Here is a 13,422-nt window from a genome sequence, read left to right as displayed (position 1 = left end):
TCGCCCCGCAGCGTGGAGACTCTCCCCTTGACCACAATCGTATCAGTGCGCCGCCACGGCAAAGTCGTCATGGGCGGCGACGGCCAGGTTTCTTTGGGCAACACCGTGATGAAAGGCAACGCGAAAAAAGTTCGCCGCCTGTACCACGGCCAAGTGCTCGCAGGGTTTGCTGGCGCAACTGCTGACGCCTTCACCCTGTTTGAACGCTTTGAAGGCAAGCTGGAAAAACACCAGGGCCATTTGGTCCGTGCCGCCGTTGAGCTGGCTAAAGACTGGCGAACCGATCGCTCACTGAGCCGCCTCGAGGCCATGCTCGCGGTCGCCAACAAAGATGCATCGCTGATTATTACCGGCAATGGCGATGTGGTTGAACCTGAGCACGGCTTGATCGCCATGGGCTCCGGCGGTGGCTTCGCCCAAGCCGCAGCACTGGCCTTGCTGCAAAACGCCGAGCAAATGTCCGCTCGCGAAGTCGCTGAAAGCTCACTGAATATTGCCGCCTCTATTTGTGTATTCACCAATCAGAATTTGACTATCGAGGAACTGGACTCGGCGGTTTAATCCGCCTGAGCGCCGTTTGGAGCCTATTACCCATGTCCATGACACCCCGTGAGATTGTCCACGAACTGAACCGCCACATCATTGGCCAAGACGATGCCAAACGTGCCGTCGCCATTGCCCTGCGTAATCGCTGGAGACGCATGCAACTGCCCGCTGAGTTGCGTGCAGAAGTCACACCCAAGAACATTCTAATGATCGGCCCAACCGGCGTGGGTAAAACCGAAATCGCCCGTCGCTTGGCCAAACTGGCCAACGCGCCATTCCTCAAGGTTGAGGCGACTAAATTCACCGAAGTGGGTTACGTCGGCCGCGATGTTGAGTCGATTATCCGCGATCTGGCAGATGCTGCACTGAAGATGCTCCGCGAGCAGGAAATCGTCCGCGTGCGCCACCGCGCAGAGGACGCCGCCGAAGACCGCATCCTTGATGCATTGCTGCCGCCTGCCCGCTCAGGCTTCCAGGAAGAGGCCGCACCGAGCACTGATTCCAACACCCGCCAACTGTTTCGCAAACGTTTGCGTGAAGGTGAGCTGGACGAAAAAGAGATTGAAATCGAAGTCGCTGACAGCCCAGCCGGTATCGAAATCATGACCCCTCCGGGCATGGAAGAAATGACCAACCAGTTGCAGAGCCTGTTCTCCAACATGGGCAAAGGCAAAACCAAGAGCCGCAAGCTCAAGGTCAAAGATGCCTTGAAGATGGTGCGCGAAGAAGAAGCCGCGCGCCTGGTCAATGAAGAAGAACTGAAAACTCGCGCTCTGGAAGCCGTTGAACAGCACGGCATTGTGTTTATCGACGAAATCGACAAAGTCGCCAAGCGCGGTAACACCGGCGGTGCTGACGTTTCACGCGAAGGCGTACAGCGCGACTTGCTCCCGCTGATCGAAGGCTGCACAGTCAATACGAAACTGGGCATGGTCAAAACCGACCACATCCTGTTTATTGCCTCGGGTGCCTTCCACCTAAGCAAGCCGAGCGATCTGGTGCCAGAGCTGCAGGGTCGCCTGCCCATTCGCGTCGAGCTAAAAGCCCTGAGCCCGGAAGACTTTGAACGTATTCTCACCGAGCCCCACGCGTCACTGACCGAACAATACGCCGCCCTGCTCAACACTGAAGGTCTGGGCATTGAGTTTGTCGGCGATGGCATCAAGCGCATCGCGGAGATTGCCTGGCAGGTCAACGAAAAGACCGAAAACATTGGTGCCCGTCGTCTGCACACCTTGCTTGAGCGCTTGCTCGAAGAGGTTTCATTCAGTGCAGGGGATCTAGCCGCCGAACATACCGGCAAGCCCATTCAGATCGACGCTGACTACGTAAACAGCCATTTGGGCGAATTGGCTGAAGACGAAGATCTGTCGCGCTATATCCTCTAACGCGATGGCCGATACCTGAGGTGGGTAACGCTTTTTACCCACCAATCCAGGTGCGTAGTAGGGTGGATGACGCCTTTTTCGTCCACCATTGCTCTGACAGACAATAGTGTTCCGACAGACAATTAAGTGAGTTACCAACACTTGGCTATTTTGATCCTCATCAAATGGTGAAAAAGCTTCGCGTTGGCAAATCCTACGCAACAAAAGCAGCTACTGTTATTTAACCCTTTGCACGGCGTAAGCATTGACCATGGCCAAGATCCCCAGCGCAATCGAATTGCATAAGGCGTCGAAGACTTTGACACTCAAGTACGCCGAGGGCAGCTACACCCTGCCCGCCGAATTTTTACGCGTTCACTCCCCCTCCGCCGAGGTCCAGGGCCACGGCAATCCAATCCTGCAAACTGGCAAACTCAATGTTGGCTTGAGCAGCATCGAACCGGCGGGTAATTACGCACTAAAACTGTGCTTCGACGACGGCCATGACAGCGGCCTATTCAGTTGGGACTACCTGTACCAGCTTGCCACTCGTCAGGATCAGCTCTGGTCAGACTACCTCGCCGAGTTGCAAACCGCCGGAAAGTCTCGCGACCCCAGCGAGTCAGTTGTCCGGCTTATGCAGTAAAGGTTTCAGCCGCTTATCTGTGCACGGGCCTTGCACCGTGCCCATCTGCCATGCACCAAAGCTGTCACCTCATCGCCGTGACCCGCTTGATGTGCACAGTTAGAACGCATTTTCTAATATCTCCCGTCATACTGCTTTAATCAGAAGCTGCACACGCATGCCTTGCGTAAAGGTAAAAACTCGGGTAACCAAGTAACTGGCAAGTTACCTGCATCTGGAATATCCAGTTGCACACAGTAGTTACGTTGATAACACACGGTAACCCGAGTAATGCCGAGCCCTTGATTATGTCCGCGCGCATAATGCAATTGAGGTAGGTGTCTCAGGACAATGGAGCGTCAAATGGCTGATAAAAATAATGATGCCCTGAAGCATCAAGCTTCAGAAAACACCCTCGGCCTTAATCCCGTTGTTGGGATCCGCGGTAAAGATCTGCTGACTTCCGCGCGAATGGTGATGTCGCTTGCGCTGAGGCAACCTCTGCACAGTGCCAAGCATGTCGCGCATTTCGGTCTTGAACTGAAGAACGTGATGTTTGGTCAATCGGAGTTACAGGCTGACCCAACAGACAAGCGCTTTAGTGACCCTGCCTGGAGCCAGAACCCGCTGTATCGGCGTTACCTACAGACCTATCTGGCGTGGCGCAAAGAGCTGCACCAGTGGATCGACGAAAGCACTTTATCGCCACAAGATGCCAGCCGCGGTCATTTTGTGGTCAACCTCATGACTGAGGCCATGGCGCCAAGCAATACGCTGGCGAATCCAATGGCAGTCAAACGCTTTTTCGAGACTGGCGGCAAAAGCCTGCTTGACGGTCTCTCCCATCTCGCCAAAGACATGGTTAATAACGGCGGCATGCCAAGCCAGGTAAATATGTCCGCCTTCGAGGTGGGCAAGAATCTGGCAACCACTGAAGGCGCCGTCGTTTTTCGTAATGACCTGCTGGAGCTGATTCAGTACTCACCTGTCACTGAGCAAGTGCACGAGCGACCACTGCTGGTCGTACCGCCGCAAATCAACAAGTACTACGTGTTCGATTTGTCGGCAGAAAAAAGCGTGGCGCGCTTTCTCTTGCGCAGCAGCGTACAGACATTTGTCGTCAGTTGGCGTAACCCAACTAAAGCCCAGCGCGAATGGGGCCTAAGTTCCTATATCGAAGCACTCAAGGAAGCAATTGATGTGGTCTGCGCCATTACCGGCAGCAAAGACATCAACATGCTGGGGGCCTGCTCCGGCGGCCTAACCACCACCTCGCTGCTCGGTCATTACGCCGCATCGGGCGAGCAGAAAGTCCATGCCCTTACCCTGTTGGTAAGTGTGCTCGACACCCAGATGGACACGCAGGTCGCGCTGTTTGCCGATGAGAAAACCCTTGAAGCCGCCAAGCGCCGCTCCTACCAAGCCGGTGTGCTCGAAGGCAGCGACATGGCTAAGGTTTTTGCCTGGATGCGGCCCAACGACTTGATCTGGAACTATTGGGTCAACAACTACCTATTGGGTAACGAGCCGCCCGTTTTCGATATCCTGTACTGGAACAATGACACCACCCGATTGCCTGCAGCCCTGCATGGCGAATTCATTGATATGTTCGTGACCAACCCACTGACGCGTGCAGGTGCACTTGAAGTCTGCGGCACGCCGATTGATCTGAAACAGGTTAAGAGCGATTTGTTTTGCGTCGCGGGCACCACTGACCACATCACGCCTTGGGAGTCGTGCTACAAGTCAGCCAAGCTGTTTGGCGGCAACTGCGAGTTCGTTCTGTCCAACAGTGGCCACATCCAAAGCATTCTCAACCCGCCTGGCAACCCCAAGTCACGCTACATGACCAACTCTGAAATGCATGACGACCCTAAAGAGTGGCAGGCAAACGCAACCAAACACACCGATTCATGGTGGCTGCACTGGCAGCAATGGTTGGCAGAGCGCTCAGGTAAAACCAAACCGGCGAAAGCCCAGCTTGGCAATAAAAAATACCCGGCAGGTGAAGCCGCACCGGGAACCTATGTACACGAACGCTAATGAACTGCGCACTGCGCACTGATGCCCGCAGCGCAAGAATGGCGCTGCTCGCTGAAACTCAGCGGACCAGAATTATCTGGAGGCTATGGATACAGCCAGGACCGTCCATCTCAACGGTTTAACTGATAGGGCTATGCGTATGTCGCTACCATTTATATTTCGCACCATCGAACTGGATGGCCAGACGATCCGAACCGCGGTCCGCCCCGGTAACAGCAAGATAGCGCCACTGCTCATCTTCAACGGCATCGGTGCCAACCTTGAGCTGGTCATGCCGTTCGTGAAAGCACTTGACCCAGAGCTCGAAGTCATTGCTTTTGACGTGCCTGGAGTTGGCGGCTCTTCAACCCCAAGCACACCCTATCGTTTCCCCGGACTGGCCAAACTGGCTGCACGGATGCTCGACTACCTCGACTACGGTCAAGTCAATGTTATCGGCGTATCCTGGGGCGGTGCATTAGCCCAGCAATTTGCTCACGACTACCCTGAGCGCTGCAAAAAACTGGTATTGGCGGCCACCGCCGCGGGTGCATTTATGGTGCCTGGCAAACCTAAGGTGTTGCTACGCATGGCCAGCCCCCGACGCTATATCCAGCCTTCGTATGGTGTGCAGATTGCGCCCATTATCTATGGCGGAGCCTTTCGCCGTGACCCAAAGTTGGCCATGTCCCATGCCAGCAAAGTGCGTTCATCCGGCAAGGTTGGGTACTACTGGCAACTTTTCGCAGGCCTGGGTTGGACCAGTATTCACTGGCTACACAAGATTCATCAACCGACGCTGGTACTGGCCGGAGATGACGATCCGATTATCCCTCTGATCAACATGCGTCTGCTGGCTTGGCGCATTCCAAATGCTGAACTGCATGTGATTGATGACGGCCATCTATTCCTGGTGACCCGCGCTGAAACAGTTGCCCCCATTATCATGAAGTTCCTTGATGAAGAGCGCCAACGCGCAGTGATGCATCCCGTTCCCGTCGCAGCAGCGTCCCATTAACCAAGGTGTGACAGTCATCAGACTGTCGCACACTTGTAGTGCTTGGCACCTATAGTTGACTCATTTAAGGGCTGCCGGTTTTTCGCCTGCAAGCCCCGCAGGCTCTGCAATGCAGGTTTAGCCATATTGGTACAAGCCTTGCTGCTTAATATAAAACAATGAGTCCTCGCGACCTGATATGCACTCACCTTGAGTTTTGATGCGGCATAGACCCAGCAGCAAAGCGTAAGGAAATTGCACTGAAGACTCGCAGCGTAATAACGACGGAGTGTTATTTCATGCCAGATAAAATCAGCAAAAGCAGCTTGCCAAGTACTGCCAGAGCTATGAACGCGCAAAACGCTATTTCAGGGCTTCGCGGTCGCGATGTTATCTCCACATTCCGTGTATTGGCGCTGCAGGGCCTTAAGCAGCCGGTACACAGCGCCAAGCATTTGCTGGCTTTTGGTGGCCAATTAGGCCGCGTGCTGGTGGGTGATACTCCGCACAAGGTCAACCCTCAAGACAGCCGTTTCAGCGATCCGACGTGGCACCATAACCCATTCTATCGGCGCAGCTTACAAGCCTATTTGGCCTGGCAAAAACAACTCAACAACTGGATAGATGAAAGCACGCTGTCAGCCGATGACCGCACCCGCGCGCGCTTTGTTTCGTCGCTATTGAGTGATGCGTTATCGCCTTCAAACTCGTTGCTTAACCCACTGGCCCTGAAAGAACTTTTCAACAGCGGCGGCACCAGTGTCTTCAAAGGGCTCAATCATCTATTCGATGACTTGATGAATAACGGGGGCATGCCCAGCCAAGTCAGCAAGCATGCATTCGAGGTGGGCCGGAATCTGGCCACTACGCCCGGCTCAGTGATCTTCCGCAATGAAATGCTTGAGCTGATTCAGTACAAGCCGATGAGCGAAAAACAGTACGCCAAGCCTCTGTTGATCGTACCGCCGCAAATCAACAAGTTTTACATTTTTGACCTCTCGCCCGAGAAAAGCTTCATCCAGTACGCCTTGAAAAACAACCTGCAAACCTTTGTCGTCAGTTGGCGTAACCCTGACCCTCAACATCGCGAGTGGGGCCTTTCCAGCTATGTGCAAGCACTCGAAGAAGCCGTCGATGTGTGCCGTGCAATTACTGGCAGTAAAGACGTTAACTTGCTTGGTGCATGTGCGGGCGGCTTGACCATCGCGGCATTGCAAGGGCATTTGCAAGCCAAGCGCCAGCTGCGCAAGATTGCCAGCTCAACCTATATGGTCAGCCTGCTCGACAGCCAAATAGAAAGTCCGGCAATGCTATTTGCCGACGAGAAGACCCTTGAGGCTGCAAAGCGGCGCTCTTACCAGCAAGGCGTTCTCGATGGCCGTGATATGGCCAAGGTCTTTGCTTGGATGCGACCCAATGACTTGATCTGGAATTACTGGGTCAACAACTACTTAATGGGCAAGCTACCACCCGCTTTCGACATCCTGTACTGGAACAACGACAACACCCGTTTGCCAGCTGCACTGCATGGTGACCTGATCGAGTTTTTCAAGTACAACCCATTGACCCGACCCGGAGCTCTGGAGATTTGCGGGACACCGATTGATATGCAGAAAGTGAACATTGACAGCTTCCATGTCGCGGGGATCAATGACCACATTACGCCTTGGGATGCGGTGTATCGCTCAACCTTGCTAGTCGGTGGCGACCGGCGCTTTATTTTGTCCAATAGCGGGCATATCCAAAGCATCCTCAACCCCCCTGGCAACCCTAAAGCCAACTTCTTTGAGAGCGCCAAACTCACCTCAGATCCGCGGGCTTGGTATCACGACGCAAAAAATCAGCAGGGCAGTTGGTGGCCGCTTTGGCTGGAGTGGATTCAAGCCCGCTCAGGTACTCAGCGAGAAACCATTATGGCCATTGGCGACCAAAATCATCCTGCGTTGGCAGAGGCGCCCGGGCATTACGTACACGCACGCTAGGCAATGCATCAGGCAGGCGCTAGTGACGAATGAAGACACCTCACCCCAATCAATATTGGTGGGTAAAAAACGTTACCCACCCCTCGCAGACAATTGGGTGCAACAGCCTGAAGCTTGTCCACAAATATCCAACAGCAAAACACTCGCTTATTCAGTGCCAGCGCAATCTGCTACTGGCCGAAATGGCGTGACACAGTTATCTTCACGCCATGTGCATCAACAATAAGAAATCAGCATGAAAACTCGTGAACGGATTCTCGAATGCGCCCTGATGCTGTTCAATCAGGAGGGTGAACCAAATGTTTCAACCTTGGAAATCGCCAACGAGCTAGGGATTAGCCCGGGCAACCTCTATTACCATTTCCATGGTAAGGAACCCCTAATCACGGGGCTCTTCGAACGCTTCCAAGCCGAGCTTGTACCTTTACTCGACCCGCCCGAAGATGCCCAACTGGATGTCGAAGATTACTGGCTGTTCCTGCACTTGATCGCCGAGCGCATGGCTCACTACCGTTTTCTGTTCCAGGACTTGTCCAACCTGACCGGGCGTCTGCCCAAAATAGCCAGAGGCATGCGTCACTGGCTTAACGCGCTAAAGCGCACGCTGGCAGCCCTGCTTGCAAGGCTCAAAGCTGAAGATCAATTGCTGAGCGATACCCAGTCCCTTGGCCAGTTAGTTGAACAGATCACCCTGACACTGCTGTTCTCTCTCGACTACCAACGCATCATCGGCAGTGAAGGTGAAAGTCGGTTGGTGGTGTATCAAGTGATGATGCTGGTTGCCCCGCACCTGAATGCTGAATCACGTTTTGCCGCCGAGCTTCTGGCTCAGCGTTACCTGGAAGACTAAATCACAGACAGCAAAAAGCCCGGACAGCGAACTGTTCCGGGCTTTTTGTGTAGCAGCTAAACGCTTAGGACTGTGTAGTCGGTGTCGTTGGTGCTGCCGGTGCAGTAGCTGCTGGTGCAACTGGTGTGGCTGCAGTAGCAGGTGCAGCCGGTGTCGCAGCAGGCTTGGCCGCAGCGGGTTTAGCGACGGGTTTCGCCGCAGGCTTGCGCACTGCTGGTTTCTTAGCCGCTGGTTTTGCGGCTGGCTTAGCCGCCGGTTTGGCTGCCGCTTTCGCCGCAGGTTTGGCGGCTGGTTTAGCAGCAGCCTTAGGTGCTGGCTTAGCTGCAGCCTTTACCGCAGGTTTAGCCGCAGGTTTAGCCGCAGCCTTGGCCACTGGCTTTTTCGGCGCTGGTTTTGCAGCAGGTTTAGCCGCTGCTTTTGGAGCAGGCTTAGCAGCAGTTTTAGGTGCTGGCTTGGCTGCAGGCTTAACTGATTTAACCGAAACACCGGTGAGCTTTTCGATCTGCTTGGTCAGGCCTTCAACTTTTGCATTAAGCGCTTTGACTTCATTGCGGCTCGGCACACCCAGACGCGAAATGGCATTGTTCAAGCGCTTATCAAAAGCCTCTTCCAACTCGCCCCACTTACCGATTGCTCGGCCACGCACTTCGTCGACTTTCGATCGGGCAGAGCCCACACGTGCATCAACTGAGGACTTAGCAGCATCGACTTGTTTGTCGACTTCTGTCTTGGCTTGCTTCTCAGCTTTCTCGCCATCCTTGACCAGCGTATCGAACAGCTTGGTGCCGTCCTTGCTGACTTTGGAGTAAGCGCCCAAACCGGCCAGCCAAATCTGGCGTGAGTATTTCTCTACGCCCCCAATCCACGAACTAGCTTCTTTTTCTACCTTCTTCTTAACAGCCATTCGACTCTCCTTATTTGGTACGCGAGACGTGATCAAGCAAAGCACTCAACTCATCCAGCTTAGCAGAGAGAACTTCGATGTCCTGCTTAGACGGAATACCAATACGGTTTAGAGCCGAGGCAACACGAGTGTCGAATGCCTTCTCGATTTTGTCGAGTTGCAATTCAACTTTGCCTTTAACACTGCTGACATTGCTACGCACGCTGCTCTTAGCGCTGTCGATCTGGCTGTTCGCTGCATCGAGTTGTTGATCAACGATTTTTTTGCCCTTCTGCTCAACACCTTCACCGGTCTTGATCAGGTCTTTCAAATAATCAGCGCCTTCCTGACCCGCTTTGACGTAAGCACCCAAACCTGCCAACCAGATTTTACGTGCGTAGACTTTTGCGTCGCTCAATACAGTGGCTTTGTCTTCAACCACGACTTTCTTTTTGATCGCAACTTTTGACATGGTGCACCTCACTCAAAGTATTTAAGAGGAAACGCCCACAAAGTGCAGGCTTGAGATACACCCTATAGAGGAAAATTAGAATCTACATACTAAGGAACCACTGAAAAACTACGGCGCTAGGTATTACGGCGTTAAAAAGCGGCTCTAAATGCTCATAGACGCCGCTTTTTCACATCTTTTTGCCTTGTACTTTCGTCGCTCGCTACCTTTTTCAGAGGCTCCCTAAGCACATAAAAGCTGCAAAAAGTACGGTGCTAGGCTTTGAGGTGCTTATCCAGAACCTGTTCAATTTCACGTTTGATAGTCCCGCTCAGTGCCGAGAGCATCAAACCCAGGCTGAGCTGTACCCGAACTTGATCTTCGCCAACTTCAATTCGACCGTCCGCACCACTGCGTTTGAACTCAAGCACATCGCCGTTCCACTGATAGCGCACGCCATACTCGTTGGACAAGCGCTCAGCGAGATATTCTGCTTTCTCACGTGCGCCCTCGCGCCCCAGTGAGTGAGGGCGTTGAATGTCGATTTTGGCCATTGGGTTCCTCGAGTTTGCGAGCTAAATTCGCCTGACTATAGCAGGCTCGCTGGTCGCTCTGCTCACAGCCACTAAGCACATGCCAAGACATAAGCCACGTCGCAGGTTTAGAATGTCGCTCACTATGATTCAAGTGAGCGCAACATGAACGATCCGCGCAAGAACAGCGACAGCGAACCGACCACACACTTTGGCTTCACCGACGTGCCGGAAAGCCAGAAGGCTGAAAAAGTCGCAGAAGTGTTCCACTCGGTGGCCGCCAAGTACGATGTCATGAATGACCTGCTTTCCGGCGGTATGCACCGTTTGTGGAAGCGTTTCACCATTGAGCTGTCCGGTGTGCGTGTCGGCAACAAGGTGCTCGACATTGCCGGCGGCACTGGCGATCTCACGCGTCAGTTCTCTCGCCTGGTCGGCCCAACGGGCGAAGTGGTGCTGGCTGATATCAACGACTCGATGCTCAAAGTTGGCCGTGATCGTCTTCTCGATCGTGGCGTAGCCGGTAATGTCCAGTTTGTTCAGGCCGATGCCGAAAAACTGCCATTCCCTGACAACCACTTTGACTGTGTGACCATCGCCTTTGGTCTGCGCAACGTAACCCACAAAGAAGACGCCATTCGCTCGATGCTGCGGGTACTCAAGCCCGGTGGACGCCTGTTGATTCTTGAATTTTCCAAGCCATCAAGCGCCCTGCTGTCGAAAGTCTACGACCGCTACTCATTCACCTTTATGCCGCTGATGGGCAAGCTGATCACCAATGACGCCGAAAGCTACCGCTATTTGGCTGAGTCGATTCGCATGCACCCGGATCAAGACACTTTGAAGGCAATGATGGTTGAAGCCGGTTTTGAGCGCACCACCTATCACAATATGACTGGCGGTATTGTTGCGCTGCACCGGGGTATCAAACCCTGATGTTGCTGAGCGGGCTATTGGCCGGAGTCGAAACCGGCCTCAACCGTGTGCTGACGATGGACAGCACTGCGCTGCCTCGCCTTGAGCCATTGGCTGGCAAAGTCATTGCCGTTGATTGCCTGTCTCCAGCCATAAGCCTGTTTATCATGCCCGACGGTGAAGGTCTGATGCTCGCGGCACACTGGGAAGGTGATGTCGATTGTCGACTTCGTGCGCCCGCTTCGAGCCTGATTCGTCTCGCCACCAGCAGCGACAAAACCGCAGTGCTGCACAGTCCCGAAGTTGAGCTTGAAGGTGACAGCGCCGTGCTGCTGGACTTCGCCGCGGTACTGCAAGACCTCGAACTCGACTGGGAATACGAGGTGTCATGCTGGCTCGGCCCGGTAGGCAGCCAGCTAGTAAGCAGCCACCTGCGCAGCCGTGTTGGCTGGACGACGCAAACACTTGAAACACTGCGTTTAAACCTCGCCGACTATCTCAGCGAAGAGTCACGCACCTTGGTTGGCCAACGTGAAGCCAATGCGCGCTTTACCGAACTGGATGACCTGAAGTTAGCCCTCGACCGTCTCGATGCCCGCATCGAACGTCTCGCCCAACGTAATAAGCCCACCGAATGAAGCTACTCGCCGCACGTCGCTTGTTCCGAATTCTGCGCGTAGTCATCCGCTACCAACTGGATGATTTGCTCTTTGCCATGCCGCTGCCGCTGTGGATGCGCATGCTCAGCTACACCTTGCCGTGGCGCTGGCTACCACGCAAAGACCTCAAACTCAGTCGCGGCGAGCGCTTGCGCCTGGCCCTTGAAGAGCTAGGCCCGATTTTTATCAAATTTGGCCAACTGCTCTCCACTCGCCGCGATTTGATGCCACTCGACGTCGCCGACGAACTGACCCGACTGCAAGACCAAGTGCCGCCATTTGACCCGGCTCAATCGTTGGCCCTGATTGAGCAACAGCTCGGTGCCAAAGTGGCCGACCTCTTTGCCCGGTTTGACCCTCAGCCACTGGCATCCGCTTCAGTTGCGCAGGTGCATGCAGCCAAGCTGAAAACCGGCGAAGAAGTGGTGATCAAGGTTATCCGCCCCGGTCTGCGGCCGGTGATTCGCCAAGACATTGCCTGGTTGTTCATCATTGCCAAGGTGGCCGAGAAAGCCTCGACAGACGCACGGCGTCTACGCCCAGTCGAAGTTGTCAGCGATTATGAGAAAACCATTTACGACGAACTCGACCTGCTGCGCGAGGCGGCGAACGCCAGTCAGCTTCGCCGTAACTTTGAAGGCTCGCCACTGCTCTACGTGCCGCAAGTTTACTGGGACTATTGCCGACCTAAAGTGCTGGTAATGGAGCGCATATACGGCATTCCTGTGACCGATTTAGCGACACTGGCCGATCAACGCACGGACATGAAACTACTGGCAGAGCGTGGTGTAGAGATCTTCTTTACCCAAGTGTTCGACCACAGCTTTTTTCACGCTGACATGCACCCCGGCAACATCTTTGTCAGCACCAGCCAGCCCTGGAATCCCAAGTACATCGCCATCGATTGCGGCATCATCGGCAGCCTGACCCCAGAAGACCAGGACTACTTGGCGCGCAACCTGTTGGCCTTCTTTAAACGCGACTACCGCCGTGTCGCCCAGTTGCACATCGACTCAGGCTGGGTACCGGCACAGACCAAAGTGAATGATTTCGAGGCAGCAATTCGGACTGTCTGCGAACCCATTTTCGAGCGACCTCTGAAGGACATTTCCTTTGGCCAACTTCTGATGCGCCTGTTTCAAACGGCGCGACGCTTCAATATGGAAGTCCAGCCACAGTTGGTGCTGCTGCAGAAGACCTTGCTCAATATTGAAGGGTTGGGCCGCCAACTCTACCCAGACCTTGATTTATGGAGTACCGCCCAGCCATTTTTGGAGCGCTGGATGCGTGAACGCTATAGCCCGAAGCACTTGCTGCGCAACCTGCAACAACAAGCCGAGCAGGTTCCACACCTGTCGCAGATTGCCCGCGATACACTGGAAAAACTCAATCAGCAACAGCTCACGGTCAAAACCGTCGAGCAAAGCCACTCAAACTGGCCGGCCCGATTGCTTGGTGGCGTATTGATTGCTGGAGCGGTTAGCCAAGGCTTAATCCTTGAATTAACAGCGTGGCCAATTTGGACAATGCTCGCTGGCGGTATTTATCTGGTGCTGCGCCGATAGCCACACTCGATCCGTACTGGCAAACTA

General features: G+C 54.2%; 13 protein-coding genes. 10 read left to right on the top strand and 3 right to left on the bottom strand.

Annotated elements, in window-relative coordinates:
* Positions 1-27: 27 nt before the first annotated feature.
* From hslV to ACIGCM_RS07560, 7 genes are all read left to right on the top strand, one after another.
* A complete protein-coding gene (gene hslV / locus ACIGCM_RS07590) occupies positions 28-561 on the top strand; it encodes an ATP-dependent protease subunit HslV (protein ID WP_397501436.1) in 534 nt (177 codons plus the stop codon).
* Between the two features lie 32 nt (positions 562-593).
* Positions 594-1,934, top strand: coding sequence for an ATP-dependent protease ATPase subunit HslU (gene hslU, locus ACIGCM_RS07585; RefSeq protein WP_397501435.1), 1,341 nt, complete (start codon positions 594-596; stop codon positions 1,932-1,934).
* A gap of 250 nt (positions 1,935-2,184) precedes the next feature.
* Positions 2,185-2,559, top strand: a complete 375-nt coding sequence (locus tag ACIGCM_RS07580) for a gamma-butyrobetaine hydroxylase-like domain-containing protein (protein WP_397501434.1) — start codon at positions 2,185-2,187, stop codon at positions 2,557-2,559.
* A gap of 342 nt (positions 2,560-2,901) precedes the next feature.
* Positions 2,902-4,581, top strand: a complete 1,680-nt coding sequence (gene phaC, locus ACIGCM_RS07575) for a class II poly(R)-hydroxyalkanoic acid synthase (RefSeq protein WP_397501433.1) — start codon at positions 2,902-2,904, stop codon at positions 4,579-4,581.
* A gap of 139 nt (positions 4,582-4,720) precedes the next feature.
* The gene (phaZ, locus tag ACIGCM_RS07570; RefSeq protein WP_397501432.1) at positions 4,721-5,578 is read left to right on the top strand and encodes a poly(3-hydroxyalkanoate) depolymerase; all 858 of its coding nucleotides are present in this window, start codon (positions 4,721-4,723) and stop codon (positions 5,576-5,578) included.
* Between the two features lie 278 nt (positions 5,579-5,856).
* The gene (gene phaC, locus ACIGCM_RS07565; protein ID WP_397501431.1) at positions 5,857-7,539 is read left to right on the top strand and encodes a class II poly(R)-hydroxyalkanoic acid synthase; all 1,683 of its coding nucleotides are present in this window, start codon (positions 5,857-5,859) and stop codon (positions 7,537-7,539) included.
* Between the two features lie 235 nt (positions 7,540-7,774).
* Complete coding sequence (locus ACIGCM_RS07560; RefSeq protein WP_397501430.1) at positions 7,775-8,389, top strand: TetR/AcrR family transcriptional regulator; 615 nt, start codon at positions 7,775-7,777, stop codon at positions 8,387-8,389.
* Between the two features lie 64 nt (positions 8,390-8,453).
* On the opposite strand, the gene ACIGCM_RS07555 is transcribed toward ACIGCM_RS07560, so the two are convergent.
* The 3 genes from ACIGCM_RS07555 to ACIGCM_RS07545 all read right to left on the bottom strand — a co-directional run bounded on the left by ACIGCM_RS07555 (position 8,454) and on the right by ACIGCM_RS07545 (position 10,277).
* Entirely contained in the window at positions 8,454-9,293 is an 840-nt protein-coding gene (locus ACIGCM_RS07555; protein ID WP_397501429.1) for a phasin family protein, read from the bottom strand.
* A gap of 10 nt (positions 9,294-9,303) precedes the next feature.
* Complete coding sequence (locus tag ACIGCM_RS07550) at positions 9,304-9,744, bottom strand: phasin family protein (protein ID WP_397501428.1); 441 nt, start codon at positions 9,742-9,744, stop codon at positions 9,304-9,306.
* A 254-nt stretch (positions 9,745-9,998) separates the two neighbouring features.
* Positions 9,999-10,277 carry a polyhydroxyalkanoic acid system family protein gene (locus ACIGCM_RS07545; RefSeq protein WP_397501427.1) on the bottom strand — a complete coding sequence of 93 codons (279 nt, stop codon included), beginning with the start codon at positions 10,275-10,277 and terminating at the stop codon, positions 9,999-10,001.
* A 144-nt stretch (positions 10,278-10,421) separates the two neighbouring features.
* Here ACIGCM_RS07545 and ubiE point away from each other — a divergent pair, with 144 nt between their 5' ends.
* The 3 genes from ubiE to ubiB are packed head-to-tail and all read left to right on the top strand — an operon-like array spanning position 10,422 to position 13,395.
* Positions 10,422-11,192, top strand: coding sequence for a bifunctional demethylmenaquinone methyltransferase/2-methoxy-6-polyprenyl-1,4-benzoquinol methylase UbiE (ubiE, locus tag ACIGCM_RS07540; RefSeq protein ID WP_397501426.1), 771 nt, complete (start codon positions 10,422-10,424; stop codon positions 11,190-11,192).
* Positions 11,192-11,809: an SCP2 domain-containing protein gene (locus ACIGCM_RS07535; RefSeq protein WP_397501425.1), complete on the top strand. Its 618-nt coding sequence runs from the start codon at positions 11,192-11,194 to the stop codon at positions 11,807-11,809. Before ubiE ends, ACIGCM_RS07535 begins: the two co-directional genes overlap by 1 nt.
* Complete coding sequence (gene ubiB, locus ACIGCM_RS07530; RefSeq protein ID WP_397501424.1) at positions 11,806-13,395, top strand: ubiquinone biosynthesis regulatory protein kinase UbiB; 1,590 nt, start codon at positions 11,806-11,808, stop codon at positions 13,393-13,395. The genes ACIGCM_RS07535 and ubiB overlap by 4 nt, the downstream gene beginning before the upstream one ends.
* Positions 13,396-13,422: the final 27 nt, after the last annotated feature.

This window comes from Pseudomonas sp. NPDC078700, from assembly GCF_044542375.1.
Lineage (GTDB): Bacteria > Pseudomonadota > Gammaproteobacteria > Pseudomonadales > Pseudomonadaceae > Aquipseudomonas.
This window is presented reverse-complemented; position numbering and strand designations above follow the sequence as displayed.

What these genes read in the sequence shown, in the direction of transcription:
- hslU (WP_397501435.1), top strand. Translation starts at nt 594, where the DNA reads ATGTCCATGACACCCCGTGAGATTGTCCACGAACTGAACCGCCACATC.
- ACIGCM_RS07580 (WP_397501434.1), top strand. Translation starts at nt 2,185, where the DNA reads ATGGCCAAGATCCCCAGCGCAATCGAATTGCATAAGGCGTCGAAGACT.
- phaC (WP_397501433.1), top strand. Translation starts at nt 2,902, where the DNA reads ATGGCTGATAAAAATAATGATGCCCTGAAGCATCAAGCTTCAGAAAAC.
- phaZ (WP_397501432.1), top strand. Translation starts at nt 4,721, where the DNA reads ATGTCGCTACCATTTATATTTCGCACCATCGAACTGGATGGCCAGACG.
- phaC (WP_397501431.1), top strand. Translation starts at nt 5,857, where the DNA reads ATGCCAGATAAAATCAGCAAAAGCAGCTTGCCAAGTACTGCCAGAGCT.
- ACIGCM_RS07560 (WP_397501430.1), top strand. Translation starts at nt 7,775, where the DNA reads ATGAAAACTCGTGAACGGATTCTCGAATGCGCCCTGATGCTGTTCAAT.
- ACIGCM_RS07555 (WP_397501429.1), bottom strand. Translation starts at nt 9,293, where the DNA reads ATGGCTGTTAAGAAGAAGGTAGAAAAAGAAGCTAGTTCGTGGATTGGG.
- ACIGCM_RS07550 (WP_397501428.1), bottom strand. Translation starts at nt 9,744, where the DNA reads ATGTCAAAAGTTGCGATCAAAAAGAAAGTCGTGGTTGAAGACAAAGCC.
- ACIGCM_RS07545 (WP_397501427.1), bottom strand. Translation starts at nt 10,277, where the DNA reads ATGGCCAAAATCGACATTCAACGCCCTCACTCACTGGGGCGCGAGGGC.
- ubiE (WP_397501426.1), top strand. Translation starts at nt 10,422, where the DNA reads ATGAACGATCCGCGCAAGAACAGCGACAGCGAACCGACCACACACTTT.
- ACIGCM_RS07535 (WP_397501425.1), top strand. Translation starts at nt 11,192, where the DNA reads ATGTTGCTGAGCGGGCTATTGGCCGGAGTCGAAACCGGCCTCAACCGT.
- ubiB (WP_397501424.1), top strand. Translation starts at nt 11,806, where the DNA reads ATGAAGCTACTCGCCGCACGTCGCTTGTTCCGAATTCTGCGCGTAGTC.